Genomic DNA, 26,557 nt, shown 5'->3' with positions numbered 1-26,557 from the left:
TCGTCAGGCTATGTCGGCGACCATCGCCAGGGAGGGAGTGTCATGAACTATCGAATTGCCTGTTCTCGCTGCGGCTGCACAGACGCCATCGCACCCGATGCCGCACGCGACTGGGATGAAATCAGCTGCAAGGAATGCGGCGACTTCATCACCACCTGTGGTCAGTACCGTGATCGGCAAGGGCCCAGCTATTCTCTCCAGGCGCTCAACATGTCTCGCGGCCTGATTCTCAAGATGGCGCGGGAGACCGCTGTCCAGCACGACACGCAGAGAGAATGGAAGGTGTCAGCCTGAGCGCCGCCGGTGATGCCACCGGCACGGTCAGGCATTCCCAACGCGGCTTCACCCGCTCCAACAAAAAAAGGCGCCCTGCGAATGGCAGGGCGCCTTTCTCTCGTCCGGCAGACCCGGCGAAGATGCCGGGCAGCCGAGTCGGTCAACTCAGGCGCTGGCGGTAGTCGTCATAGCCGAAGGTCTTGACGGTCGTCACCGCGCGAGAGCGCGCATCCACCCGGCAGATTGCCGGTAACCGAATGCCGTTGAATGTCGTGGTCTTGACCATGGTGTAGTGCGCCATGTCGGTGAAGACCAGACGATCACCGATCTCGAGCGGCGCATCGAAGGCGTAATCGCCGATCACATCGCCGGCCAGACAGGTGGTGCCGCCCAGTCGATAGGTGTGCGGCTTAGCGCCGGGCTCGGCGGCACCGATGATCTCGGGGCGATACGGCATCTCGAGCACGTCCGGCATGTGCGCGGTCGCCGAGGTGTCCAGAATCGCGATCGGGCCATCGTTATCGACGATATCCAGCACCGTGGCGACCAGAAACCCCGTGTTGAGCGCGATCGCCTCGCCCGGCTCCAGATAGACCTCGAGATGCGGATGACGCGCCTTGAAATCGCGCACCACCCGAATCAAACGCTCGATGTCATAACCCGGCCGGGTGATGTGGTGGCCCCCACCGAAATTGACCCAGCGAAGCGCACTCAGATACCCACCGAACTTCGTCTCGAAAGCATCAAGCGTCGCTTCCAGCGCGTCGCTGTCCTGCTCGCAGAGCGCGTGAAAATGCAGCCCCTCGAGGCCCTCGAGGTCGCCCAAGCGAATGTCCGACGCCCGGGCACCGAGCCGTGAGCCTGGCGCACAGGGATCGTACAACGCCACGTCGCCGGTGGAGTGCTCCGGGTTCACCCGTAGCCCGCAGGACACCGGACGCGGCGCCGCTGCCACCGTCTGGCGAAAGTGACGCCACTGCCCCAGCGAGTTGAAGCTGAGGTGGTCGGCATAGCGCAGCACCACATCCATCTCCGGGGCGGTGAACGCCGGCGAGTAACAGTGCACTTCGCCGCCGAACGTCTCGGCGCCAAGGCGTGCCTCGTCCTGCCCGCTGGCCGTGGTTCCCACCAGATACTGACTGACCAGCGGGAACGTATCCCACATGGCGAACCCTTTGAGCGCCAACAGGATCTTCGCCCCGCTGTCGGCCTGCACTCGCGCCAGCAGCTCGAGGTTACGCTGCAGCCGGGCGTCGTCGACCACGTAGGCCGGCGACGGACAGGCGGCGATATCGAAGCCGCAGACCTCGCCGGCCTGCGCACGCGCGTCGTCGATAGCCCCCATCAGGCGAGCGGGTCGACGTCGGGGTCGAGCTCGACCATCTGCCACGGCAGTCCCATCTCACCGATGCGCTCCATGAACGGATTCGGATCGAGCTGCTCGACGTTGAACACGCCCTCGCCTTTCCAGATACCTTCCAGCATCAGCATGGCACCGGTCACCGCCGGCACGCCGGTGGTATAGGAAATGGCCTGCGACTGCACTTCGGCGTAGCACTTCTCGTGGTCGCACATGTTGTAGATGTAGACCTTGCGGCGCTTGCCATCCTTGATACCGTCGAGGATGACGCCGATGTTGGTCTTGCCCTTGGTGCGCGGGCCGAGCGATGCCGGATCCGGCAGCACGGACTTCAGGAACTGCAGCGGCGACACCTCGGTACCGTTGACCTCGATCGGCTCGATGCTGGTCATGCCGACGTTCTCGAGCACCTTCAGGTGCGTCAGGTACTTCTCGGAGAAGGTCATCCAGAAGCGAATGCGCTCGATGCCCTTGATGTTCTGCGCCAGCGACTCGAGCTCTTCGTGATAGAGCAGGTACAGATCCTTTTCGCCGATACCGTCGAAGTCGAACTTGCGCTTCTCCGCCAGCGGCGCGGTTTCCACCCACTCGCCCTTCTCCCAGTAGCGACCGTTCGCGGTAATCTCGCGAATGTTGATCTCCGGGTTGAAGTTGGTCGCGAACGGATAGCCGTGGTCGCCGCCGTTGGCGTCCAGGATGTCGATGCGATGGATCTCGTCGAACAGGTTCTTCTGGCCGTAGGCACAGTAGATGTTGGTCATGCCCGGGTCGAAACCGCAGCCCAGCGTGGCCATGTTGCCCGCTTTGGCGTAGCGATCCTGAAACGCCCACTGCTCCTTGTACTCGAACTTGGCTTCGTCGGGATGCTCGTAGTTGGCCGTGTCGAGATACGGAACGCCGGTGCGCAGACAGGCTTCCATGATGGTCAGATCCTGATACGGCAGCGCGACGTGGATCAGCACGTCCGGCTTGAACGACTCGATCAGCGCGACCAGCGCCTCGGTGTCGTCCGCATCGACCTGGGCGGTCTCGATCGCTCTCGGGAGCTGTTCGGCGATCGCCTTGCATTTGGCTTCGTTACGGCTGGCGAGGCAGATCTGAGCGAAGACTTCGGGATGTTGCGCGCACTTGTGAGTGACGACGCCGCCGACGCCGCCGGCGCCGATAATCAGGACTTTGTTCATGGTTCGATTCCAGATCGGGAAAAGTCAACAGAGATAAGGTCTTATCGGTAGTGGGCAACTCTTGAGCGCACCCCGACCCGATGCCACCCCGGTCATGGTTCCCGTCATGAGGTCAACGCATGACGAGGGCGCAGATGATGGCCTCGTCGGCAGCGAGGCTCAAGACTTTTTGACGCCAATTCCCCTTACCGGCGCTATCATCCGGCCGGCCGGCGAGTTCACGCTTCCGGTGAGACCGGGCGGCGTCTCGCCATGGGCCGAATGCTCGCCATTGGCGTGACATCAACTAATCTGATCCCATCATCCGAGGCCTGCCGACACGCAACCTCGACTCTCCGCCCCTCTGGCCATGAGGCATGCGACTGTGAAAACGACGCCCACTCACTCTGCGGCCGATCGCCCCGGTGACACGCCTGATATCAAAGCGACACTGATCGCCTCGATCCTTCTGGGTATCGGCTTCATGGCGGCCATCGACGAGATCCTCTTCCACCAGGTGCTTGGCTGGCATCACTTCGTGGAAACGGACAGTTCGGCACTGGCGCTGGCCTCGGACGGCCTGCTGCATACCCTGGAGCTCGTGGCCATCATCGCCGGCGGTGTCATGATGCTCAGACTCCACGAAACTCATCGTCAGGCACCGGGATTTCGCGGGGCGGGCTTTCTTCTCGGCATGGGCGGGTTTCAACTGTTCGACGGCATCGTTGATCACAAGCTTCTGGGCCTGCATCAGATCCGCTACGTCGACAACCTGCTGCCGTACGATCTGACCTGGAACGGCGCGGCTATCGTGCTGTTGCTGATCGGCTTCTGGCTCTACCGACGGGCCGCTCGCGGACAAGCGCTGAGCCAGCGATGACCGGATTGGCCACGCTGTTGGGGCTGGCACTCGGGCTCTACGGGCTGGGCGTGTGGCGTCTTCATCGACGCCGGCGGGCGTGGCCACGGTGGCGTCTGGCGGTATTCGCCCTTGCCGCTCTCGGCACCATCGCCGTTCTGGTGCCGCCGCTCTCTCACTGGGGGCATCATGACTTTCGCGGCCACATGATGGTGCATCTGGTGGTCGCCATGGTGGCGCCGGTGGGCCTCGTCTTTGCCGCCCCGGTGACGCTGGCACTGAAGAACCTGCCGGCGGCGTGGGGGAAACGCTGGGTGAGGCTTTTGAACACGCCGACTCTGCGGTTGCTGTGCCATCCGATCACGGCGGCCGTGCTCAACGTGGGCGGTCTTTACGCCCTCTATCTCACGGATCTCTACAGCCTGATGCTGAGAAGCCCGGCGTTCGCCGTCTGGCTTCACTGGCACTTCCTGCTGGCGGGATGCCTCTTCACCTGGGCGATCGCCGGCCCGGACCCCGCCCCGAGACGCCCTGGCATCCGCCTGCGCTTGGCGGTACTGGTCGTTTCCATGGTGGCGCATGGCGTACTGGCGAAATGGATGTATCGCTTTCAGCTCCCGCGTGAAGAGCACTGGCTCGTCGTCCAGCAGGGGGCGGAATGGATGTTCTATCTCGGCGAGCTGCCGGAGGCCTTTCTGGTCTTTGTGCTGCTACGACAGTGGTCGAAGTGGCGCTTCCCCACGCCGGCGCCCCCCACCCCGCAGCGCACCCTGTAACGACAACGCCCCGGTATCGAGATACCGGGGCGTTGCATCGACGGGCCGACTATACCGCCGCCGACCATGACGGGGTCACGGTCGAGACGGCTGTCGTCTCAACGGCGGCCGAGAATCAGGCCGATAAAGACACCCACGCCGCCGGCAATGGCCAGCGCGCTGATCGGGTTCTTCACCGTGGCTTCGCGCATGCTGTCGACGGTTTCGCCATAGTTGGCCTGCACTTTACCGGCAGCCTGGCGAGCCTTGCCTTCGCGTCGCATGTCGTCGTCCTCGGAAAAACGACCGGCCGCTTCCTGAGCGTGACCCTTGAGTTCTTCGGTGCGTCCCTTCGCTTGATCTTCGTACATACGGACCTCCTTGGCAGCGGTGATGTCAGCGGATTCATTCCACTGATCACTGAGCGTAGTTGCAGGCTGGCAAACCCACAACGATAGACGCCGCTCGTTCATCCGCCGCGCGTTGAAACCCGGCCTCTGACGACCTTCGCCACGGCAACTTTCGAGGGCGCATCTATACTGCAGCAGTCACTCACTCAGTAAGGAAGATTGCGATGCGGACTCAAGGAATGATCGGCGCCGGCATTCTCGGGCTGGGATTGGCACTCGGTGGCTGCGCCAGCACGCCGCCCTCGCCCTACGAAAAGGCGGCCGGTGAATACGAAGGCGTCCTGCCGTGTGCCGACTGCTCTGGCATCCAGGTCGATCTCGAGATGATGAACATGGACGATACCGGCGGCGCCTACGTGCTTGACAGCCTCTACCAGGGACGCAGTGAAGAGCCGATGAAGACCCAGGGCAACTTCCTCATCCTCAACGACGCCGGCCCGCAGCATCTGCCCACCGTCTACGAGCTCAAGGGCAGTGGCGGCAATACCATCTACTATCTGCGCCCGCTGGACAACGGCGATCTCGAGGTGCTCGACACGCGCATGGGCGTGATCAGCTCCGGTGCGGACATGACCCTCAAGCGTCAGTAACGTCCCACGACAAGCGCTACGCGTCAGCGAAAAAAGCCGGGCCTAAAGCCCGGCTTTTGGCTGTTCCCAATTCGAAACGCTAAGCCATGAAAGGTCGTAAGAGGGCAATCAAGGCGGCGGCGTCAAACCGGGCCAAGCTTTGAAATACTTACTTGTGGAAAGACCCGTCCAGCTCACCTGAGTACGTCCCGGCATCCGACGGTATCCCCTGCTCGAGCGTCGGGCGACTGGACGTCGATCCCCCCTCTAGCGCCTCGACGACACCGAGTAGCGCCTTGGCCCGCGCCCTCAATGCGCTGATGGCATCGCTACGGTCGACAGCGCGTCGAAGCGCGGCAGGATCGCTCAATGGCAGATCGGGATCGAACGGCGGCCAGATCGCCGCGACCTCATGCGTAAAGACGATCACGCCAGAGCCGTCGGTATCGATCTGGACCCAATCCAACACCTCGCCGAGGCGCTCGATCGCCGCCGCAGCGCCCGGTGGCAGCGAAGTATCGGGGGTGATGTTCTCGTCGTCGACCTGCTTGGGATAGCGATACTTGAGCGGATGATCAAGTCGCGTCGGCAGCGCGATGGCGTCGAGAAACGCGTAATGAACCGGGTCGCGCAAGCGTTCGTCCACTTCACCGTCGGTGCACTCAGGGGTCGTGAAATCGAAAATCAGGAACTCGGGATCGCTGCGGCTACCCGGCGTGCCTCCTTGCAGGCCAGGATCGGCAGAGTCCGACTCGGCTATCCGGTGGGCCATGACGCTTCCTAGCAGGTGACGCATCAACGGAGCGTCGCTCGCAACCTCACTTCCGACCTCGACGGAAACCGCCCGCTGATAGAGCTGATTGGCCGTTGCTGTCGGCAGCGGCCTCAAGCGTCGCGTCTTGGCCAGCACCAGCGCGCACGGCGTGTAGAGCAGGGCCAGGACGCCGAGCACGATGGCCACGGCTCCGGAATGCAAGAGGATCGACAGGATCAGCACGACAATCCAGACCAGCGTGATCGTACTCAGCAAGATAGGCCGGCGGTAGGCGCGGGACGGTTTCAACGAGCCGTCGTAGCGTTCGATCGTGGTGAAAATGTCGCGGATCGCGTCTCGCGTCGTGGCGTTCATGATCTGCGAGTCGAGCGACATCAAGAACTCGTCGAGTCGGCGGTCGTGTCTCATACCGGTATCTTCACCGTTGCGGCCAGCCCCTCAAAAAGGGCCGGGTAATGGAAATGCCCCTCACCCCTTGAGAGAACGATGGACGTAGAGATCGTAGCGACTGGTTTTCTCTTCGATGACGTGATGCGGGGCGGGACCTTCAATCGGCGGTGCCTTGCGCGGGCGCTTGACCACAACGCGATGGGTGGCGATAGCCAGCGCGGCTTCCAGCAGGCGCGGCGCGTCGTCGTCGGCACCGGCCAGCTCACGGAAAAGACGCATCTCCTTTTTCACCAGCGCCGACTTCTCGCGGTGGGGAAACATCGGGTCGAGGTGCACGACCTGCGGCGGATGCGGCCAGTCGGCAACGGCGGCGCCGAGCCCGGCGGCGCTGTCGGCGTGACGCAGCGCGAGGCGCGAAGCGATCTCGCCGACCTCTGGGTCATCGCTGGCTCTGACGAGCGCGTCGGCCAGCAGCGCATGAATCGCCGCCACGCGCTCGACCATCAGCACCTCGGCGCCCAGCGACGCGAGCACGAAGGCGTCACGCCCAAGCCCGGCGGTGGCATCGACCACGCAAGGTGTCACACCCTTGCCGAAACCGCAGGCGCGAGCGACGAGCTGGCCGCGCCCCCCGCCAAACCGACGCCGGTGCGCCACTCGGCCGGAAAGAAAATCCACACCGATAGGATGGCCGTAGGTGCCCGGGTCTCCGGCGATGACGAGGTCCCCGGCGTCCTGGCGAAGCGATAATCCCGTCGCCGGCTGAACGCCCCGCCACTCGAGACCGTAGCGTTCAGCAAGGGGCTGCAACGCGTCACCGACGACAACCAGACCGCTCACGTTGCCCACAGGAACAGGGCCACGCCGAGAAGCAGCCGATAGATCACGAACGGCAACATGCCGATCCGGTCGAGCGCCGCCAGAAAGAGCTTGATGCAGACCCAGGCGGCGATAAACGAAAAGACCACCCCCAGCACCATCTCGTACCAGAGGGCGACGCTGCTGTCCGCCTGGACGAGCTCGATGCTCTGGAAAAGCCCCGCTGCGAGTATCAGCGGGATCGAGAGCAGAAACGAGAACCGGGCCGACGCTTGACGCGTGAAACCGAGCATCAGCGCCGCCGTCATGGTAATGCCTGACCGCGAGGTACCGGGGATCAGCGCGACCGCCTGCGCCAGGCCGATCAGCAGCGCTGCCTTGAGCGTCATCCTGCCCAGCGGATGCTCACGGCTGCTCTTGAGATCGGCGATCCCGAGGACCACACCGAAGACCAGCGTGGTGGTGGCGATCACCAGCACCGACCGTCCCGAATCCTCGACCCAGTTCTCCACCAGTAATCCGGCGACCACCGCCGGTAGCGTTGCGATGATCACCGCCCAGCCGAGCCGACTCTCCTCGCTCTGGCCCTGTTCACCGAACTGCGCGAACCAGGCGCAGACGATTCGCCAGATATCGCGCCGAAAGACGCATATGACGGCGCCCAGCGAGCCGATGTGGACGGCGACGTCGAAAGCGAGCCCCTGATCGGACCATCCCAGCAGCTGGGAGGGCAGTATCAGGTGCGCGGAAGAAGAGATGGGGAGAAATTCGGTGACCCCCTGAATCACCGCCAGCACTACCAGGTGAAATACATCCATGATCGCTCGGGATCCTTATCGATGAGCCGTGAGAGTCGCGTCGCTCACGCCTTGCGCCAGGCCACCTCGTTACGCAGATAGACGGGGGTCGCCTCGTGAGGCGGGACGCCACGCTCGCCACGTGCCCAGGCGCCGGCTGCAAGGCGGGCGATATCCTGCGCCGCTGCCAGCTCGTCCGGCAGTATCTGAACGAGCGACGCCCGTGTCTGGACAGACATTTCGGACAGAAGTTGCCAACCGCTACCGATGCCGACCCATTCCCGGTCGTCTTCTTCGCCCGGTAGCTGCAGTTTCGATGGCGGCATGACCCGCTCTTCAAGGCAGCGCGCGATTTCGCCCTCTTCGCAGCGGTAGGCGCCGACATAGATCTCGTCCATGCGGGCATCGAGCGCGGCGACGATATGGCGCGCGTGGCACTGGCGGTGCGCCGAGAGGGCCAGCGCCTCGAGCGTGGAGACGCCGATCAGCGGCAGGTCGGCGCCATAGGCGAGCCCCTGTGCAATACCCGCGGCAATGCGCAGCCCGGTAAACGAGCCTGGCCCGTGACCGTAGGCGATGGCATCGAGGTCGGCGATTGTCACCCCGGCTTCATCGAGCAGTTCGTCGATCATCGGCATCAGCCGTCGGGTGTGTTCGCGCGGGGCGATCTCGAATCGATGGATCAAGGTCCCGTCGCGCCACAGGGCGCACGAGCAAGCGTTCGAGGAGGCATCAAGGGCCAGCAGGGAGGGCATCGATTTACCGGTCATTCAGGAGTGAGGGGCGTGAGCCCAGGGCCCAGAGCCCGCGATCGATCTCACGCCGCCGGGCGGCGGCGTGAGCCAGGAGCGACGGCTCAGCCCTCGAGGGCGGCGAGAACCTGACCGCGGATATCGTCGACGGTACCGACGCCGGCGATACGGTGATACGTCGGGGCGGCTTCGGGATCTTCTGCGGCCCACGCCTGGTAGTAGTCGACCAGCGGTGCGGTCTGGTCGTGATAGACGGAGAGGCGATGGCGGATGGTGCTCTCGCTGTCGTCCTCGCGCTGGACCAGCTGCTCACCGGTGACATCATCGAGACCGGTTTCCCGCGGGGGATTGTACTCGACGTGGTAGACCCGCCCGGAGCCGGGATGGACACGCCGGCCGGCAAGGCGCTTGACGATCTCTTCGTCAGCGACGGCGATCTCGACGACATGATCGAGCTTGATGTCGGCGTCCTTCATCGCGTCCGCTTGCGGCAGAGTGCGCGGGAAGCCGTCGAACAGAAAGCCGTTCGCACAATCCGGCTCGGCGATTCGCTCCGATACCAGCGCGATGATCAGCTCGTCCGACACCAGCGAACCACTGTCCATGGTCTCCTTGACCTTCACACCCAGCTCGCTGCCAGTCTTGACGGCGGCTCTCAGCATGTCACCGGTAGAGATCTGCGGGATGTTGAAATGCTCGCAGATGAACTGGGCTTGGGTACCCTTACCAGCGCCCGGGGCGCCCAAGAGGATCAAACGCATGGGATAGTGCTCCTTGAAGAATGGCATCGGTTCGAGACCGGTCAATGGAGCAAAACGATACCTGCCGTGCGACAACCGCACAAGGCTCGGTTCGGCGAATACCGGAGCTCGCTCGATGCCAAAAAAAAACGCCAACGGCCCGGGTGGGCCGCTGGCGTGAGTCCCGCACAGGGCGAGCTTAGATCAGGATACGACGAATGTCGGTCAGCACCTGGGCCAGATAGGCCGTGAAGCGCGCCGCATCCGCACCGTTGACTGCCCGGTGATCGTAGGAGAGCGACAGCGGGCACATCAGCCGCGGCTTGAACTCGGCCCCGTTCCAGACCGGCTTCATCTGGGACTTGGAAACCCCCAGAATGGCCACTTCCGGCGCGTTGACGATGGGTGTGAAAGCCGTGCCGCCGATCGAGCCGAGACTGGAGATCGTGAAGCAGCCGCCCTGCATCTCGTCGCGCTTGAGCTTGCCCTCCTGGGCCCGCCCGGCGAGGTCGATGACCTCTTTGGCGAGTTCGATGATCTCTTTCTGATCCACGTTGCGGATCACCGGCACCATCAGACCGTTGGGGGTATCCACCGCAACGCCGATGTGGACGTACTTCTTCTGGATCAGCTTGTCACCGTCCGGGTGCAGCGAGACGTTGAACTGCGGGTACATCTCGAGCGCCTTGGCGGCGGCCTTGATCATGAACGGCAGCGGCGTGAGCTTGGCGCCCTGTTTCTGCGCCTCTTCCTTCATCGCCTTGCGGAAGTTCTCGAGCTCGGTGATGTCCGCCTCGTCGAACTGCGTGACGTGAGGCACATTGAGCCAGCTGCGATGCAGGTTGGTCGCCCCGGCCTTCATCAGCCGACCCATCGGCTTCTCTTCGACTTCACCGAACTGGCTGAAATCGACGGCCGGGATCGGCGGGATTCCGGCACCACCGCTGGCAGCCGGCGCTGGCGCCTGGCTCGAGCCACCGCTCTTGCGCGCCTGCATGACCTTCTTGACGAAGCCGTCGACGTCGTCTTTCAGGATGCGACCTTTGGGTCCCGAACCCTCGACTTCGCTGAGCTCGACGCCGAGTTCGCGGGCGAGCTTGCGGACTGCCGGGCCGGCGTGCACATGCGCGCCTGCCGTCTTGTCATCACCGTGCTTGTGACGCGCCTCCGGGCTCGGCTCGCCGCCGGCTGCGCTCTTGCCGCCGCCGGATTTCTTGGCGCCTTCGGACGATTTGGCCTTGGCGTCGGCCTTGTCGCCAGAATCCGCTTTCTTGCCAGAATCCGCTTTCTTGCCAGAATCGGCCTTCTTGCCAGCGTCGGCTTTCTTGTCCGAGCCGGCCTTGGACGCCTTCTTGCCACCCGCTGTCTCGACATAACCGATCAGGTCGCCTTCGGAGACGCTGTCGCCCTCCTTGACCGACACTTCGACGATCTTGCCCTCAAAGGGGCTGGGGACGTCCATCGACGCCTTGTCGGACTCCAGCGTGATCAGCGTGTCCTCCTTGCTGACCTCGTCGCCTTCGCTGATCGCGACTTCGATGACTTCGACGTTATCGCTGCCGATATCGGGAACGCGAAGCTCCTGACGACCGCCGCCTTCGTCATCGCCGTCATCGCCGTCGGCGTCGGATTCGTCGTCATCGGACGCGGTGTCATCTTCCGAGGTCTCGCCATCGTCACCGCTGGTGTTGGACGGCGCTTCCTCACCGTCGTCACCGGCATCGTCGCCTTCGCCGGCGATCTCCATGGTGCCGATCACGTCGCCTTCGGAGACCTTGTCGCCTTCCTTGATGGAGAGCGACACCAGCTTGCCGCCATAGGGGCTGGGGACGTCCATGCTCGCCTTGTCGGACTCCAGCGTGACCAGCGTGTCCTCCTCGCTGATCTCATCGCCCTCGCTCACCGCGACTTCGATGATCTCGACCGGGTCGTCACTGCCGATGTCCGGCACCTTGACCTCAACGGTGCGCTTGCCGGAACCCGAGGCGGATTTCGACGACTTGGGCGCGGGCTTCTCGTCTTCGGCGTCTTCGTCCGATTCGGCGTTCTCTTCGCTCTTGCCCGGAGAGGCCTTCTCGGTCTCCTCCTGGTCGCTGTCGTCGCCGTCTTCCGCGTCGTCCTCGCCGCCACCCTCGGCTTCGAGTTCGAGGATGTCGTCACCCTCGGAGACGGTATCACCCTCTTTGACCAGCAGCTTCACCACCTTGCCGCCCTTGGGCGCAGGGACGTCCATGCTGGCCTTGTCGGACTCCAGCGTGATCATGGTGTCTTCGGCGGAGATAACGTCGCCTTCGCTCACCACAATCTCGATGATTTCGACACCGTCGCTACCGCCGATGTCGGGAACTTTGATGATTTCGCTACTCAAGGTCGCGCTCCTTTATCATCCACCGGCTCGCCGCGCGGGCGAGCCGGTTCGTCTGGCCGTGGCCGCTACCACTCACTGTAGCGGCCCTTCGGAGAGTCGCCGATCAAACGGTCAGCGGGCTGGGCTTGGCGGGATCGAGGCCATATTTCTTCATGGCGTCGTTGACCACCTTGCCGTCGACCTCGCCGCGCATCGCCAGCGCGCGCAGCGCCTGAACGGTGACGTAGTAGCGATCGACCTCAAAGAAGTGACGCAGCTGTTCGCGAGTGTCAGAGCGTCCGTAGCCGTCGGTACCGAGCACGTGGAAATCGGTGGGCACCCAGGCGCGGATCTGATCGGCATAGAGCTTCATGTAGTCGGTCGAGGCAATGACCGGCCCTTCGATCGATTCGAGCTGCTGAGTCACCCAGGGCTTCTCACGCTTGTCGTCGAAGTCGAGGAACTGCGCACGGTCATACTCCAGCGCTTCGCGACGCAGTTCGTTGAAGCTGGTCACGCTCCAGACGTCGGCGATGACGCCGTGCTCTTCGGCGAGCATCGCAGCGGCGGCTTCGACTTCGCGCAGGATGGTGCCGCTTCCCATGAGCTGTACCCGTGGCTGCTTGCCGCCTTTGCCCTGCTCGCCCTGCTTGAGCCGGTACATGCCGCGAACGATGCCTTCCTCGCTGCCTTCCGGCATTTCCGGGTGCGGGTAGTTCTCGTTCATCACGGTCAGGTAGTAGAAGCAGTTTTCCTTGTCCTGGAACATCCGCTTGAGACCGTCCTGGACGATCACCGCAAGCTCGTGGCCATAGCAGGGATCGTAGGAGCGGCAGGTCGGTACCGTGGACATCAGGATGTGGCTGTGACCATCCTGGTGCTGCAGGCCTTCACCATTGATGGTGGTACGCCCGGCAGTACCGCCGACCATGAAGCCGCGGGCCTGAAGGTCACCGGCGGCCCAGACCAGATCACCGATGCGCTGATACCCGAACATCGAGTAGTAGATGTAGAACGGCAGCAGCGGCAGATGGTGGTTGGCATAAGCGGTTGCCGCGGCGATCCACGCGGACATCGAGCCGGCTTCGGTGATGCCTTCCTCGAGGATCTGACCCTTCTTGTCCTCGCGGTAGTACATGATCTGGCCGGCATCCATCGGCTCGTACTTCTGGCCTTCGGCGGCATAGATACCGAGCTGGCGGAACATGCCCTCCATGCCGAAGGTACGCGCCTCGTCGGGAATGATCGGCACGACCCGCTGACCGAACTGCTTGTTCTTGACCAGACCGTTGAGCACCCGCACGAACGACATCGTGGTCGAGACTTCGCGATCGCCGGAGCCCTTGAGCTGGGTCGCGAACATCTTGTCTTCCAGCGTCGGAATCTCGATCGCTTCGAAATCGTTCTTGCGCGCTGGCAGGAAGCCACCGAGCTTGTCGCGCTGGAGATGGAGGTACTTCATCTCCGGGCTGTCGTCTTCCGGCTTGTAGTACGGAATATCGCCGCTTTCGATCTGCTTGTCGGAAACCGGAATACCGAAACGGTCGCGGAAGGCCTTGAGCGCGTCGGTCTCCATGGACTTGATCTGGTGCGCTTCCATGTCGGCTTCACCGCTGCCGCCGCCCATGCCGTAACCCTTGACGGTGTGCGCCAGCACCACGGTCGGACGACCGTTGGCGTTATTGACCGCCTCGTGGTACGCCGCGTAGACCTTCTGCGGATCGTGGCCGCCGCGATTGAGACGGAAGACCTCCTCGTCGGAGTAGTCCTTGACCATCTCCGCGGTCTCTTCGTACTTGCCGAAGAACTCGTCGCGGGTGTACTTGCCACCCTGGGCCTTATAGTTCTGGTACTCGCCGTCGACCGCCTCGTCCATGCGCTTTTGCAGCATGCCCTTGGAGTCTTTTTCGAACAGCGGGTCCCAGAGACCACCCCAGACCACCTTGATGACGTTCCAGCCGGCACCACGGAAGACGCCCTCGAGCTCGTCGATAACGCGGGAGTTACCGCGCACCGGGCCATCGAGACGCTGCAGGTTGCAGTTGATCACGAAGATCAGGTTGTCGAGCTTCTCGCGGCTGGCCAGGTGCAGCGCACCGAGCGACTCCGGCTCGTCGCACTCGCCGTCGCCGAGGAACGCCCAGACCTTACGGTCCTTCATGTCCTCGAGTTCACGCGAGTTCAGATACTTCATCACGTGAGCCTGGTAGATCGCCTGGATCGGCCCAAGCCCCATAGAGACAGTCGGGAACTGCCAGTAATCCGGCATCAGATAGGGGTGCGGATAGGACGGCAGACCTTCGCCATCGACTTCCTGGCGGAAGGTGTCCATCTGCTCTTCGCTGAGACGGCCTTCGAGGAACGAACGCGCGTAGATACCCGGCGTCACGTGACCCTGGATATAGAGCAGATCACCCTTGTGGTCGCCATTGTCAGCGCGGAAGAAGTGGTTGAAGCCCACTTCGTAGAGCGTCGCGCTGGACTGGTAGCTGGCAATGTGGCCGCCCAGGCCCTTGTGCTTCTTGTTGGTCCGCAGCACCTGCACCATCGCATTCCAGCGGATCGCCGAACGAATCTTGCGCTCGATGAACATGTCACCGGGGATCTTCGCCTCGCGGTGCAGTGGAATGGTGTTGCGGTGCGGCGTGGTCCCGGAAAACGGCGGTGAAGAGCCGTCACGGCGCAGACGATCCGCCAGTCGGCTCAGAATGTAGCGAGCGCGCTCTTCGCCCTCATGCTCCACGACCGAGGCTAGGGAATCCAGCCACTCCGTGGTTTCGACCGGATCGAGATCTTCTCGTGTCTCCAGACTCATAGACAACTCTCCGAATGGGAAAGGGTTTGCCATTCGCCCGGCCATGGCGGGTAGCCGCAGCAGGACTTGGAATATGCGCTCTTCGGTGCGGATGCGGCTCTTTTGGGACCGCTTTTTTGAGATTTCTGAGCCGTCGCGACGTGACGGCGGGCGTGCGTGACGCGAAAAATCAGGCGAGAAAGATACCGCAATCCGCCACAACTGCCAATTCGTCGCACCGCCACACGCCATAAAACGGCCGTGTTAAATCAGATTTTTCAGCGACTTGCGAGACCACCACGCGAACAGATCGCCACTGCGGATCAGTCGCGGCAACGCCAGCCGGTTTCATTTGTCCCTAACGATAGCAGCCCGTACCGGATTGTCAGGGCCCTGCCCGCTGCGTCGTGAGGTGCTGCAGCGAGCGACCGACCCTCGTGCCAGCACCACCCGCGGGGCCTCAGACCGTGCCGAGGCGGCGCCGCAGGTAGGCCCAGTCGAAAGCCGGCCCCGGGTCGGATTTGCGCCCCGGGGCAATCCAGGCATGGCCGGTCACACGCTCGGCGCTGATCGCCGGATAATGCTGCATCAGCGTGCCCAGCACGTCGGCGAGCGTCGCATACTGAGCCTCGGTGTAGGGACACTCATCGGTGCCCTCCAGCTCGATACCCACCGTGAAGTCGTTGAGCCCGTGGCGCAGCCGGTCGCCGTCCTGCCAGCGCGAGCGGCCGGCGTGCCAGGCGCGGCGGTCGAACGGCACAAACTGGACACTCTCGCCGTCGCGCCGAATCAGCAGATGCGCCGACACCCGAAGCGCCGCGATCGTGGCAAAAGCCGGGTGCGCGTCTGGCGCCAGCGTATTGGTAAAGAGCCGCTCGATCGCGTCGCCGCCGAATTCACCCGGTGGCAGGCTGATCCCGTGCAGCACCACCGCGGAAATCTCCCCCTCGGGGCGCGCATTGGCATTGGGTGACGCCACCCGACGCGCGCCCTGCAGCCAGTGTGCATCGATCTTCATGACTCGCTTGCCTCTACTGTTGATCCGATATCCCACCACGCCCGCTTCTTACGCCAGCGCCCTCTGCCTCGAAAGACCGGCGGCGACGCGCCGAGACGCTCATCCGCCGAGACGCTCATCGCGGGGACTGATGCCGAATCGATGCCGGTAGGCAGTCGAGAAATGCGCGCCGGATGAGAAGCCGTGAGCGAGCGCGATGTCCCCCACCGGCGAGTCGGTCTCGCGGAGCGCGCGGCGTGCTCGCTGCAGTCGCAAATTGAGGTAGAAACGGCTGGGCACCGCCTGCAGGTGCTTCTTGAACAGTCGCTCGAGCTGACGCCGCGACATGCCCAGATGCGCCGAGAGCTCGTGGGTGGTCAGCGGCTCCTCGATGTTCGCTTCCATCAGGGCCACCGCGTCGAGCAGGCCCGTCGGCGCCTGCCCCAGCCCCGACTGCAGCGGGACCTGCTGAGGCTCGTCCGCCATCCGAATACGCTCGCAGACGAAGTGCTCGGAGACCCGCCGCGCCAGCGCATCGCCGTGCTGCTGACCGATCAGCGTCATCATCATGTCCATCGCCGCCGTTCCCCCGCCGCAGGTGAACCGGTCACGATCGATCTCGAACAGTTGATGGCTGACACGAATCGCGGGATGCCGGCGCGCGAACGTCTCGCTGCCGGCGTAGGGAATGGAGGCGCGATACCCCTCGAGCACGCCGGCCTGCGCCAGCCAGCGCGTGCCGCCGGCAATACCGCCGAGCGCCACGCCACGCTGTGCCAGCCGCGCGAGCCAGGCCAGCAGGGAGGCGATCTGGGACGACGTGGGCCCAGCGTCGCTGGCCGGATCGACCAGCGGGGCGCAGACGATGACGGCATCGAGCGGTTGCTCGTCACTGCCGGCGGCCGCATCCGGCGTGAGTGCCAGCTCGGAGACGCTGACGACCGGGGCGGTGTTCACGGCCAGTGTCGTCGCGGCATAGAGTCGCCCCCCGGCGAGGCGGTTGGCGACAATGAGCGGCTCAATGGCGCAGGCCTGGGCCAGCAGCGAAAACCCCGGCAACAGCAGAAAGCCGACCCGCCGCGGAACGTCCCGGCTCACGAATCCAGCGGCCTTGCCATGTGCGCCGCGTCAGACCTGAACGACATCGAAGTCGACGGCGGTGTCGACATCGGCGTCGTAGTCGACGTCGTCACGCTCGAAACCGAAGAGCTTGAGAAACTCATGCTTGTAACCGGCATAGTCGGTCAGGTCGAAGAGATTCTCCGTGGTCACCTGCGGCCAGAGCGTCTTGCACGCCTGCTGAATGTCGTCACGCAGCTCCCAATCGTCCAGACGGAGTCGGCCCGCGTCATCCACCGGCGCCTCTTGCTCGGCATAGAGCCGATCACCGAAAAGCCGGTTGAGCTGGTCGATGGTGCCTTCGTGAACGCCCTGCTCCTTCATCACCTTGTAGACCATGGAGATGTAGAGCGGCATGACCGGGATCGCCGCGCTCGCCTGGGTCACGACGGACTTGAGCACCGCCACATTGGCGCTGCCGCCGCTTTTCCCGAGACGCTCGTGGAGTTCGCTCGCTGCGCGATCGAGATCTTCCTTCGCCTTGCCGAGCGCGCCGTGCCAGTAGATCGGCCAGGTGATGTCGGTGCCGATGTAGCTGAACGCCACCGAACGAGCCCCTGGGGCGAGCACGCCGGCCTGATCCAGCGCATCGATCCAGAGCTCCCAATCCTGGCCACCCATGACGTCGATGGTGTCGGCGATCTCCTGCTCAGTGGCAGGCTCGACGGACGCTTCGGTAATGGCATCCTTGTTGGTGTCGATCGCGGTGGCGGTGTAGGTCTCGCCGATCGGCTTGAGTGCCGAGCGCTTGAGCTCACCGCTCTCCGGCATCTTGCGAACCGGCGAGGCCAGTGAGTAGACCACCAGGTCGATCTGGCCCATATCCTCGCGAATACGCTCGATCGCTGCCTCGCGCACTTCGTTCGAGAAGGCATCGCCGTTGATCGACTTGCTGTAGAGCCCTTCCGCCTTGGCGAACTTGTCGAAGGCCGCCGAGTTGTACCAGCCGGCGGTGCCCGGTTTTTTCTCGGTGCCCGGTTTTTCGAAGAAGACGCCGAGCGTGTCGGCACCGTAACCGAACGCGGCGGTGACGCGAGCGGCGAGGCCATAGCCACTCGATGCCCCGATGACCAGAACGTTACGCGGCCCGCCTTCGACGCCGTCGAGGTTGGCACGGGTGGTTTCGATCTGTTCGAGGACGTTGCGCTCGCAGCCTTGGGGATGCGTCGTTGTGCAGATGAAACCGCGGACCTTGGGCTTGATGATCACGTTGAACCTCGTAGCAAAAGCCGAAACAAAACGCCCCAACGAAGCCGTCGGAACGTGACATGTCGTGCATTCTAACAGGGTGGCGAAACGCCGGGCTAACTCGCCGCCGCGTGCGGGCGAATGGGCGCCGCCGGAGAGACCGGCGAGCTTGAGTCTGGGCAAAGGCTGATTGATCATGCTGGCCCCACTTCCACGAGGCGGCCGCGGTATCATGAACGAACAGGAGATCGAGGCACTGGTCATCGAGCGAGGGGCGCTGTGGCTGACGCTCTCTGTACTCTGGCTGGAGCGCGAGCCCCGCGAGGCGGACTACGCCGCGATGGTGCGCGAGATCAACGCCAGCGGACTGACGCTCAAGGCGCTGGAACAGGTCTATCGACTGGAGATGTCGCCGGTGATGGCGCGCTATCAGTTCTCGATGGCGGGCGAGTGGCGTGAATTCGACGAAAACGTGCTGCTGACGCGACTGGTGCGCCACTACCGTCGCCTGAATGGCTGGCGCCGCACTAGCTGGTCACTGTTTTCGGGGCTGACCACCATGATGAGCCGCTACCGCTTCAACGAACTGGTCGTGCGGGTCATGGTCGCCCGGGGCGAACGCCCGCCCAGCTAACCGCCAGTGGCGCCTGAAAGCCCGCTCATGCCGAAAATGGCGTATCCAGCGCATCCTCGATGGCCGTTCGCAGCGAACGCGGCTGTGCACGGGGACCGAATCGTCGAATCACCTGGCCGTCCCGGCCGACCAGAAACTTGGTGAAATTCCACTTGATCGGCGTACTGCCAAGCACCCCGGGGGCCTGCCGGCGCAGGTGAACGAATAGCGGATGGGCACTGCGGCCGTTGACGTTGACCTTCTCCATCAGCGGGAAAGTCACGGCGTAGCGCTGCTCGCAGAATGCGCCGAAATGCCCCGCCGACTCCGGCGACTGGCGGCCGAACTGGTTACAGGGAAACGCCAGCACGGTGAATCCCTGATCGCGGTAGTCGCGATAGAGCTTCTCCAACCCCTCGAGCTGGGGCGTAAAACCGCACCGGCTGGCGACATTGACCACCAGCAGCACCTGCCCCCGCAGCGCCCGCAGATTGAAAGCCTCGCCGGCCCGTGTCCGACAGTCCTGGGTATAGATCGACATGATGAACCGATAGATGAGTCCGATGAGCGGCCGGCGGCGGCGGGCAATCAAGATCCCGCGTGTTTCGATCCCGCGGGCCGCGTTGAAACGACAACGAAGAGTGCCATGGCGCTCACGACATCACCAACCATTCTCGCGAGCCGCCAGCGTCAGCGCGACGCGGGTGTCCGGCGTAGCCATCTCCAGCGCCAGCGCCTCATCGAGCGGCAGCCAACGTACCGCAGCGACTTCCGAGGCCTGGAGCCGAAGCGGCCCGTCGTGATGCACCCAGTAGAGGCTGCCGAAGGCGTAGAGCCCGTCCTCGGCGAAGCGAAACGTGTGACCACCCTCCAGGCGGCACCCGCGGATTCCCAGCTCCTCTTCGAGCTCTCGCCGCGCCGCCGGCAGCGACGACTCTCCCGCACCGACGACCCCACCTGCGGCGAGATCGAAACCGCCGGGATAGGTCTCTTTCTGCAAGGTGCGCTGCTGAACGCAGATCTGGCCGGAACGACTGCGCACGACCACGTAGGTCGCCCGATGCCAGCAGGCGAGACGACGCATGGTCCGGCGCGCGGTACTTCCCCGCGGGCGATTGCGGGAGTCGACGAGCTGGACCTGCTCATCGGCGATGACGACATCGGTCATGAGGACCTCTTCCCTGCAGTTGGCGAGCGAAAGCCTAGCACGTGACCGCGGCAGGCCAAGAGCCGGCAGCGAGCGGGCCGTAAACGGGCGACGCTCACCCCACCGCGACCCGAGCCGCCAGCAGCAACAGCACCACGCCGGTAACACGCTGGATGCGGCCAGCGTGCCGACGCAGCCAAGGCAATACGCGAGAGTGCGAAAGCGCCATTGCCACCAGCGCATACCAGGCACCATCGACACCGCCAGCCGTCGTGACGACCAGCCAGCGCCCGCCCGCTGCCATATCGGGACCGACGAATTGACTGAGCAGGGCCACGAAGAAAATGATCAGCTTGGGATTGCCCAGTGCGACGGCAAAACCATCGCGGGCGGCGCGAAGACCAGAAGCCGCGACGGCTCGCGGTTCGAAGGCTTCGCTTTCACCGCCGCGCAGCGCGCACACGCCCAGCCAGGCCAGATAGAGCGCCCCCGCCCAGGTAACCAGGCGGTAGAGCCATGGCTGGTGCACGATGACTGCCGCCAGTCCGAGCACGGTCAGACCGGCGTAGAGCGCAACCCCCAGGGCATGCGTCAGCGCCGTGATCAGCCCGTTCCGCCGTCCACCTCCCAGGGTATGACGCACGACGACGGCAAGACTCGGTCCCGGCGACATCGCCCCCAGCCCACAGATCAACAGCAGCGATAGCCAGAGCTCCAGCGACATCCCCCTCTCCTCGTTCGGTCCGTTTTCCGCCACATCATCCGTTGATCGTCCTCGCCTGTCGCCCGCGCATGGCAGGTCGCGGATAGGCGACTCTGCGACTACGCTATCAAGGCTGTACGGCTTATCCATATCAGGGAGGTGACCATGGGCCTTTTCAATCGTGAAGACCGCCACGCACGCGCCGAACGGATCCGGGACGATTTCCGCGATATCGGCGACCAGGGGCGTGAGCTGGGTCGAGGCCTTCGCCATGACAGCGAAGATGCCATCGAAGAGGCGCGAGCGCGCAGTCAAGCGCAGTATGCGCGCATGGCCAAGGATGCACGTCGGCGTCGACAGACCATGCGTCAGTCGACGCAGCGTTCGATGAACGAAGCCGACCGTTACGTTCAGGATCATGCCTGGTCGGGCATCGGCGTTGCCGCAATTGCCGGTGCCGTCGTCGGATTCCTCGTCAGCCGCCGCTGAACGTCGGACCGACAGCGCTGCGTGCCGGACGCCCCGCCCTTGAGCGGGGCGTCTGCGTTTCACCAGACGCCAAAGCGACCTTTCGCCTATCGTCTGTCACTCAGCTCCGCTAATGCGTCAGTGCGGCTCGATGCCCACGATGGCGGGCCTTACCCGATATAACCTTCGTTTTAAAGCTTAACCGTGATAAAACTTCTCAATCGCGGCTGTAGAATGCAGCCAATGATCAGCGTCTAATGAACGAAACAGCCAGTGGGAGCGCGAGATGAGTACCGAGAAGTGGCAAACCATCGACGTTGAAAACATCGATAAGTCGGCGCGCGCCCTGCACGCCTGCTCGCTCGATCCCTCCATTCGCTGCCTCGCCGAGCTCCGTACGTCCCAGATCAATGGTTGCCTGACCTGCACGCATTTCCGCCAGGAGAAGGCCGAGTCGCTCGGTATCTCCGCCGAGAAGCTGTCATCGCTGGCCACCTGGGCCGAGTCCGATGCCTTCAATGAGCGTGAAAAGGCGGCGCTCGCGTGGTGTGAGTCCTTCACACATTTTCGCCCGGCCAATCCGGCCACCCGCAAGCTTGCGCTGACCGCGTTCTCGCCGCGTGAGCTGGCGGACCTGACCATGGCCATCGAGATGACCAGCGCCCTGAGTCGAGCCTCTCGCCGCGCCATTGGCTGAGAGGCCACCGGCGACTACAGGCCGGCGATCAGGTAGCCACCACGCAACGTGGCGCTCGACTCTCTCGGGCGCCACGTTTTTTATGCCCGGTAGGGTTTGGCACCGGTTGACCCGCGCCAACACCACGGGCGGGGTTCGTGGTGCGCACACGGGGCGACGATGACGCCCCTCCGCCTCGCATAAGGCTCTGACGATGGAAAAGCTCTACCGCGCGGCCGGCGCCTGGCCTTATTCGATCGCCATCTTTCTCAACGCCTTCGTCGATCTGGGGCACAAGATCGTCATCCAGAACACGGTCTTTCAGAGCTACACCGGTGATACTCAGGTCGTGCTGACGGCGCTGATCAACGGTCTGATTCTGCTGCCCTTCGTGGTGTTTTTCACGCCGGCGGGCCAGCTGGCAGACAGCTACCCCAAAGTACGAATTCTGCGCCTCTCGGCGTGGGCGGCGGTGATTCTCTGTGTAGGTATCACCGGCGCCTATTACGCCGGCTGGTTCTGGATGGCATTCGCGTTGACGCTACTGCTCTCCATCCAGTCGGCCTTCTACTCGCCGGCCAAGTACGGCCTGGTCAAACCGCTCTTCGGCAAGGCCCGCCTCGCCGAGGCCAATGGCGTGGTTCAGGCGATCACTATTACCGCAGTTCTCGCCGGCACGGCCATTTTCACCCTGCTCTTCGCGCTTCGCGCAGCCGCCACCGACGCACCCGGCGCCACGCTGGCAGAACTGGTACCGCTGGGCGGGCTACTCGTGGTCAGCAGCCTGGCCGAAGCGCTGGTACTCCATCACCTGACACCGGACGAGGTCACCGGCTCTCGGCCACGGACTGCATGGTGTGAGCACGTCACCGGCCGCATCGCCCGGGCTCAGCTCAGGAGCGTCCTGAGCCAGCCGGTGCTGCGGGTGTGCATCATCGGCTTGGCAACGTTCTGGTCGGTAGGCCAGGTCATGTTGGCGACATTCCCTGCCTACGCCAAAACGTATGTCGGTATCGACAGTGTGCTGGTGCTCCAGGGCATACTCGCGGCCAGCGGCATCGGCGTCGCTCTCGGCTCGGCGTTGGCAAGCCGCCTTTCGCCCAACCGAATCGAAACCGGGCTGATCCCTGTCGGCGCACTCGGGGTTGCGCTGGGTCTTGGCCTTTTGCCGCTACTCGACAGCGCCTGGGCCCAGGCGGCGAACTTTGTCGGCATCGGTCTGATGGGGGGACTCTTCATCGTGCCGCTCAACGCGCTGATCCAGTTCCACGCTCGCGAGGGCGAGCTGGGCCGCGTTCTCGCCGCGAACAACTGGATTCAGAATCTGGCCATGCTCGGCTTTCTGATCCTGACCGCCGGCGCCGCGCTCAGCGGCATCGACAGCCGTTATCTGCTCGCGCTGATCGCTGTCTTGGCAATCGTCGGCGGCGGCTATACGGTAATCCGGCTCCCCCAAAGTCTGATCCGCTTCGTGCTCGCCTTCCTGCTCACACGGCACTACCGCGTCGGCGTCCAGGGGCTGGAGAACCTTCCCGCCCAGGGTGGCGTGCTGCTCCTTGGCAATCACATCAGCGGGATCGACTGGGCGATCGTGCAGATCGCGAGCCCGCGACCAATTCGCTTCGTGATGCTCAAGCGCGTTGATGAACGGCGCTATTTCAAGGGGGTACTCAAGGCGCTCGGCTGCATTCCCGTCGAGCAAGGTGCCGACGCGGAGAGTGCTCTCGAGGCCGTCGCGGACTGCCTGAACGCCGGTGAGGTGGTCTGTCTCTTCCCGGAAGGTGCCATCAGTCGAAGCGGGCAGTTGGAGGCATTCCGCAGGGGGTTCGAGCGCGCCTGCGAGCGTGCCGACGACAGCGTGAGCCTCGTCCCCTTCTATCTCCGCGGTCTGTGGGGCAGCCAGTTCTCTCGCTCGTCGCGCAAGCTGAAAGCACTGCGCGACGCCCCGCTTCATCGCGCGGTGGTCGTTGCCTTCGGCGCGCCGATGCCACGGAGCACCCCGGCGGCCGTGATCAAGCAACGTCTCGTCGAGCAGGCTAGCCACTCCTGGCAGGGGGCAATGGCGGCGCTTCCCTCGCTACCCCATGCCTGGATTCAAAGCGTCAAGCGCCGCCCCCGAGAGCTTGCGCTCGTCGATGCCGACGGCCAGCGCTTCGACGCCCGTGGCGCACTGACGACAAGCCTGGTAATGGCCGCCCAGCTACGACAGCGAGTGACGGCGGCAAACAACGAGCCCCCAAGGGTCGGGCTGCTACTACCCCCCAGCAGCGCCGGCGCGCTCGCCAACATGGCGACACTGATGATGGGAGGCATCGTGGTCAACTTGAACTACACCGCCTCGCCTTCGACGCTTGCCGGGATGATCGCCCGCGCCGAGCTTGTCACGATCGTGACCTCGCACGCGTTCGTCGAGACGCTCACACGCCGGGGTCTCGATGTCAGCCTCCTGCTCGAGGCGCATCGCCTCCAGTACGTCGAGGATCTGATCCGACCAACGGCACGCTGGCGGCGCAGGCTCACCGGACTCGCGGTAAGCCTGCTTCCCGCTTCGCTGCTCTGTGCACGCTATTGTCAGGCGGCGGACTCCCGGGCCACCGCAGCGATCCTGTTCTCCAGCGGCAGCGAAGGCGAGCCCAAGGGCGTGATGCTCAGCCATCGCAACATCATGGCGAACATCCAGCAGACGTCCGATGTGCTCAACACCGAACATGACGATGTCGTCATGGGATCGCTTCCGCTGTTTCACGCCTTCGGGCTCACGGTGACGCAGTTCCTGCCGCTGATCGAGGGGCTGCCGCTGGTCTGCCATCCCGACATGACCGATGCCGCCGGCATCGCCCAGTCGATCGCCAGGCACCGCGCGACGATACTGTGCGGCACCTCGACCTCGCTGCGACTGCTCATCCGCCAGCGCAAAGTGCATCCCTTGATGCTGGTCAGCCTGAGAATCGTCATCGCCGGCGCAGAAAGGCTCGACACTCAGGTACGCGAGGCCTTCGAGCGCCGGTTTCACAAGACCCTTCACGAGGGCTACGGGGCGACAGAGACCGGGCCGGTCGCCTGCGTCAACCTACCAGACGCGCTCGACATCCGTTACTCCCAGATACAGCGTGGCGGCAGGGTCGGCAGCGTCGGCATGCCCCTGCCCGGGACCCGCTTTCGCATCGTTTCCCCGGAGACCTTCGAAGCGTTACCCACCGGAGAAGCCGGCATGGTGCTGATCAGTGGGCCACAAGTGATGCAGGGCTATCTAGACGATCCGGCGCGCAGTGCCGAGTCACTCATCGAGCTCGCGGGGCACCGTTGGTACGTGACCGGCGACAAGGGCATGCTGGACGAAGATGGCTTTCTCACCCTGATCGACCGTTACTCTCGATTTGCCAAGATTGGCGGGGAGATGATCAGCCTCGGCGCCGTCGAACGGGCCATCAAGAACCTTCTCGACGAGGGAGATGGGGAGATCATGGCGGTGAGCCTGCCGGATGCGACCAAGGGTGAGCGGATCGTGCTTCTCTCGGAGGTGCCGCTGGATGGCCCCGCGCTGGCACGGCAACTGCGTGGAAACGGGATTGGCGCGCTCAGCATACCCAGTGAGTGGCTGACCGTGGCGGCGTTACCCCGTCTGGGCTCGGGGAAGGCGGATATCGGCGCAGCGGAGCGCCTGGCGAGCGCTTCAGAGAACGCGCCTCCCTGACGCTCGGGCGGGATCGATGAACTGCCGCACCTGCCCAATCGTCAACGACACCTCTCTCCCGGGCTGCATCGCCCGGCCAACCACCCGGAATAGTCAACAATGACAGCCGCTGGCCAGGGGGTCACAAAACACTGGCAACCGAAACGGTACGCCTGAACCCCACCATGACGCCGTCTTGTCGCGATCGGGGACACCGCCTGCCGGTGTGGGGTCACACTCATAACTGAGACTTCACTGGCCGCTGGTATTAGCGAAATTTGAAAGCGCAGTGAAGACCGACCAGGCATGTAAAGATTTATGTCTATTCGCCGGAAAATTGCCTATTGTTTGAGCTTTGAACTTTGAAATCTGACATTTGATCTGAGTATCCCAAGGCAAAATTCTCATGCGGATAACGAGCCAGGATCGAACCAAGCTCACGGGCACGAAGCGCCGGCAACGACAACCCGGCAGCCTTGCCAGTCTCGCCGAAGAAGCCGGTATGCCAACGAGCACGCTAAAAACCCGAATCAAATCACTGATGAACGCCGGTCACTCGAGAGAGGACGCCATCGAGCAGGCGCTTCGCAAACCGATCGGCCCGCAGGGCCGGCCGCGCAGAGAGCCGGGCTAACCGCCCACCATCACGGGGCAAACCCAGCGCAAACGTTCGATCGGTAGTGTCTGACGACGAGCAGCACAAGCGCGAAGGTTAACCCGGACACGCAAAGCCACACCGCCATCACGGAGCAGAGTCTTGCGGACGTACGGTGCAAAGTTTTGCGGATGTACGGGGCAGAGTCTTGCAGACGTGAACTGGCAACGCTTGGATACCACGAAACGGCAAATCACCGATCTCGCCCCTGGGCGGGCGACCAAACTGCGACCAAACACTGAAAAGAAGGTGAAACGAGAGGGAGCGAAATAACGCTAAGGTACTGATTTTGCGGATGGTGCCGGCGGTCGGACTCGAACCGACACACTGTTTCCAGCGGCGGATTTTGAATCCGCTGCGTCTACCAATTCCGCCACGCCGGCAGCGGAGACGCATTATACGGACGCCTCGATCAGCGTCAATTGCCACGCTGACTTAATCCACCGTGTGCTTTATCATGCGCGCTCTTCATTCACCCGAGCCCATGACGCCCGGGGTCCTCGTTTTCAGCC

At 63.6% G+C, this 26,557-nt stretch carries 24 protein-coding genes and 1 tRNA gene; 8 read left to right on the top strand and 17 right to left on the bottom strand.

Features of this window, described 5'->3' with window-relative positions:
- Positions 1-42: 42 nt before the first annotated feature.
- Positions 43-294 carry a hypothetical protein gene (locus tag DOM41_RS09660; RefSeq protein WP_110686597.1) on the top strand — a complete coding sequence of 84 codons (252 nt, stop codon included), beginning with the start codon at positions 43-45 and terminating at the stop codon, positions 292-294.
- A gap of 142 nt (positions 295-436) precedes the next feature.
- Here the strand turns inward: DOM41_RS09660 and nspC are convergent, their stop codons facing one another.
- Positions 437-1,621 (bottom strand): carboxynorspermidine decarboxylase, encoded by a 1,185-nt coding sequence (gene nspC / locus DOM41_RS09655; RefSeq protein WP_110686596.1) that lies wholly within the window; start codon positions 1,619-1,621, stop codon positions 437-439.
- Positions 1,621-2,820 (bottom strand): saccharopine dehydrogenase family protein, encoded by a 1,200-nt coding sequence (locus DOM41_RS09650; protein ID WP_110686595.1) that lies wholly within the window; start codon positions 2,818-2,820, stop codon positions 1,621-1,623. The genes nspC and DOM41_RS09650 overlap by 1 nt, the downstream gene beginning before the upstream one ends.
- Positions 2,821-3,184: 364 nt before the next feature.
- Here DOM41_RS09650 and DOM41_RS09645 point away from each other — a divergent pair, with 364 nt between their 5' ends.
- Together DOM41_RS09645 and DOM41_RS09640 are read left to right on the top strand one after the other, a co-directional pair.
- Positions 3,185-3,679, top strand: a complete 495-nt coding sequence (locus tag DOM41_RS09645; protein ID WP_245391791.1) for a DUF2243 domain-containing protein — start codon at positions 3,185-3,187, stop codon at positions 3,677-3,679.
- Positions 3,676-4,434, top strand: a complete 759-nt coding sequence (locus DOM41_RS09640; RefSeq protein ID WP_110686593.1) for a cytochrome c oxidase assembly protein — start codon at positions 3,676-3,678, stop codon at positions 4,432-4,434. Before DOM41_RS09645 ends, DOM41_RS09640 begins: the two co-directional genes overlap by 4 nt.
- Positions 4,435-4,532: 98 nt before the next feature.
- Here the strand turns inward: DOM41_RS09640 and DOM41_RS09635 are convergent, their stop codons facing one another.
- On the bottom strand, positions 4,533-4,886 hold the full coding sequence (locus tag DOM41_RS09635) for a CsbD family protein (RefSeq protein ID WP_110686592.1): 354 nt from the start codon (positions 4,884-4,886) through the stop codon (positions 4,533-4,535).
- A gap of 101 nt (positions 4,887-4,987) precedes the next feature.
- Here DOM41_RS09635 and DOM41_RS09630 point away from each other — a divergent pair, with 101 nt between their 5' ends.
- On the top strand, positions 4,988-5,413 hold the full coding sequence (locus DOM41_RS09630; protein ID WP_110686591.1) for a copper resistance protein NlpE N-terminal domain-containing protein: 426 nt from the start codon (positions 4,988-4,990) through the stop codon (positions 5,411-5,413).
- Positions 5,414-5,561: 148 nt separating this feature from the next.
- On the opposite strand, the gene DOM41_RS09625 is transcribed toward DOM41_RS09630, so the two are convergent.
- From DOM41_RS09625 to fabV, 10 genes are all read right to left on the bottom strand, one after another.
- Positions 5,562-6,575 (bottom strand): hypothetical protein, encoded by a 1,014-nt coding sequence (locus DOM41_RS09625; RefSeq protein ID WP_110686590.1) that lies wholly within the window; start codon positions 6,573-6,575, stop codon positions 5,562-5,564.
- A gap of 60 nt (positions 6,576-6,635) precedes the next feature.
- Complete coding sequence (locus DOM41_RS09620) at positions 6,636-7,367, bottom strand: class I SAM-dependent methyltransferase (protein WP_110686680.1); 732 nt, start codon at positions 7,365-7,367, stop codon at positions 6,636-6,638.
- A 26-nt stretch (positions 7,368-7,393) separates the two neighbouring features.
- Positions 7,394-8,194 (bottom strand): undecaprenyl-diphosphate phosphatase, encoded by an 801-nt coding sequence (locus DOM41_RS09615; RefSeq protein ID WP_110686589.1) that lies wholly within the window; start codon positions 8,192-8,194, stop codon positions 7,394-7,396.
- A 44-nt stretch (positions 8,195-8,238) separates the two neighbouring features.
- Positions 8,239-8,928, bottom strand: a complete 690-nt coding sequence (gene tsaB, locus DOM41_RS09610) for a tRNA (adenosine(37)-N6)-threonylcarbamoyltransferase complex dimerization subunit type 1 TsaB (RefSeq protein ID WP_110686588.1) — start codon at positions 8,926-8,928, stop codon at positions 8,239-8,241.
- 101 nt (positions 8,929-9,029) lie between these two features.
- Positions 9,030-9,686 carry an adenylate kinase gene (gene adk / locus DOM41_RS09605; protein ID WP_110686587.1) on the bottom strand — a complete coding sequence of 219 codons (657 nt, stop codon included), beginning with the start codon at positions 9,684-9,686 and terminating at the stop codon, positions 9,030-9,032.
- Positions 9,687-9,864: 178 nt separating this feature from the next.
- Positions 9,865-12,033, bottom strand: coding sequence for a dihydrolipoyllysine-residue acetyltransferase (aceF, locus tag DOM41_RS09600; protein WP_110686586.1), 2,169 nt, complete (start codon positions 12,031-12,033; stop codon positions 9,865-9,867).
- 103 nt (positions 12,034-12,136) lie between these two features.
- Complete coding sequence (gene aceE / locus DOM41_RS09595; RefSeq protein ID WP_110686585.1) at positions 12,137-14,827, bottom strand: pyruvate dehydrogenase (acetyl-transferring), homodimeric type; 2,691 nt, start codon at positions 14,825-14,827, stop codon at positions 12,137-12,139.
- 439 nt (positions 14,828-15,266) lie between these two features.
- On the bottom strand, positions 15,267-15,824 hold the full coding sequence (gene ampD / locus DOM41_RS09590) for a 1,6-anhydro-N-acetylmuramyl-L-alanine amidase AmpD (protein WP_110686584.1): 558 nt from the start codon (positions 15,822-15,824) through the stop codon (positions 15,267-15,269).
- 99 nt (positions 15,825-15,923) lie between these two features.
- Entirely contained in the window at positions 15,924-16,901 is a 978-nt protein-coding gene (locus tag DOM41_RS09585; protein ID WP_245391790.1) for a GlxA family transcriptional regulator, read from the bottom strand.
- Positions 16,902-16,931: 30 nt separating this feature from the next.
- The gene (gene fabV, locus DOM41_RS09580; RefSeq protein ID WP_110686583.1) at positions 16,932-18,131 is read right to left on the bottom strand and encodes an enoyl-ACP reductase FabV; all 1,200 of its coding nucleotides are present in this window, start codon (positions 18,129-18,131) and stop codon (positions 16,932-16,934) included.
- Positions 18,132-18,342: 211 nt separating this feature from the next.
- On the opposite strand from fabV, the gene DOM41_RS09575 reads away from it, so the two are divergent.
- The gene (locus tag DOM41_RS09575; RefSeq protein ID WP_110686582.1) at positions 18,343-18,744 is read left to right on the top strand and encodes a DUF7079 family protein; all 402 of its coding nucleotides are present in this window, start codon (positions 18,343-18,345) and stop codon (positions 18,742-18,744) included.
- Between the two features lie 25 nt (positions 18,745-18,769).
- Here the strand turns inward: DOM41_RS09575 and DOM41_RS09570 are convergent, their stop codons facing one another.
- From DOM41_RS09570 to DOM41_RS09560, 3 genes are all read right to left on the bottom strand, one after another.
- On the bottom strand, positions 18,770-19,264 hold the full coding sequence (locus tag DOM41_RS09570) for a glutathione peroxidase (RefSeq protein ID WP_110686678.1): 495 nt from the start codon (positions 19,262-19,264) through the stop codon (positions 18,770-18,772).
- 120 nt (positions 19,265-19,384) lie between these two features.
- Positions 19,385-19,891 (bottom strand): NUDIX hydrolase, encoded by a 507-nt coding sequence (locus DOM41_RS09565; protein WP_110686581.1) that lies wholly within the window; start codon positions 19,889-19,891, stop codon positions 19,385-19,387.
- Between the two features lie 94 nt (positions 19,892-19,985).
- Positions 19,986-20,594 (bottom strand): LysE family translocator, encoded by a 609-nt coding sequence (locus DOM41_RS09560; protein ID WP_110686580.1) that lies wholly within the window; start codon positions 20,592-20,594, stop codon positions 19,986-19,988.
- A gap of 144 nt (positions 20,595-20,738) precedes the next feature.
- Between DOM41_RS09560 and DOM41_RS09555 the strand changes: the two genes are divergently transcribed.
- From DOM41_RS09555 to DOM41_RS09545, 3 genes are all read left to right on the top strand, one after another.
- Positions 20,739-21,062: an ElaB/YgaM/YqjD family protein gene (locus DOM41_RS09555; RefSeq protein ID WP_110686579.1), complete on the top strand. Its 324-nt coding sequence runs from the start codon at positions 20,739-20,741 to the stop codon at positions 21,060-21,062.
- Positions 21,063-21,327: 265 nt separating this feature from the next.
- A complete protein-coding gene (locus tag DOM41_RS09550; RefSeq protein WP_110686578.1) occupies positions 21,328-21,738 on the top strand; it encodes a carboxymuconolactone decarboxylase family protein in 411 nt (136 codons plus the stop codon).
- A 193-nt stretch (positions 21,739-21,931) separates the two neighbouring features.
- A complete protein-coding gene (locus DOM41_RS09545) occupies positions 21,932-25,411 on the top strand; it encodes an acyl-[ACP]--phospholipid O-acyltransferase (protein WP_110686577.1) in 3,480 nt (1,159 codons plus the stop codon).
- 930 nt (positions 25,412-26,341) lie between these two features.
- Here DOM41_RS09545 and DOM41_RS09540 read toward each other — a convergent pair.
- Positions 26,342-26,428: transfer RNA gene (locus tag DOM41_RS09540), tRNA-Leu, on the bottom strand.
- Positions 26,429-26,557 lie beyond the last annotated feature (129 nt).

The organism is Salinicola aestuarinus (assembly GCF_003206645.1).
Lineage (GTDB): Bacteria > Pseudomonadota > Gammaproteobacteria > Pseudomonadales > Halomonadaceae > Salinicola > Salinicola aestuarinus.
The sequence above is the reverse complement of the archived record's forward strand: the minus strand, read 5'-3'. Positions and strand labels throughout refer to the sequence as shown.